Source organism: Stenotrophomonas sp. GbtcB23, assembly GCF_019091045.1.
Taxonomy (GTDB): domain Bacteria; phylum Pseudomonadota; class Gammaproteobacteria; order Xanthomonadales; family Xanthomonadaceae; genus Stenotrophomonas; species Stenotrophomonas rhizophila_A.
Genome location: NZ_JAGXKC010000406.1, coordinates 1 through 272 on the forward strand (window position 1 = coordinate 1; position 272 = coordinate 272).

Genomic DNA, 272 nt, shown 5'->3' on the forward strand with positions numbered 1-272 from the left:
TGATTTGAGCATGCCGCCCAATACGTCGGTTTCGGGCTTCTTGCCGATGCGATCGATATGATTGCGGATACGGGCGCGGTGGCGCACCATTTCCAGAATATGGAAGCGCGCATTGACGATCTTGTCGGTGAGCTTGCGGCGAATGGCAGCGACCGGGTCGAAACTCCCCGGCTCCCGCTCATCGAGAATGACCTCGTTGACCAGCGTCTCTAGGATCACCAGCCCCTGCAGATCTTTGGTATCGGCCAGTTCCGGATCATAGCCGGTATCAT

General features: G+C 57.4%; 1 protein-coding gene. It reads right to left on the reverse strand.

What is annotated here, in order from left to right:
- Positions 1-272 (reverse strand): hypothetical protein (locus tag KVS69_RS19585; protein WP_217539683.1); only part of this gene is annotated, 272 nt, incomplete at both ends.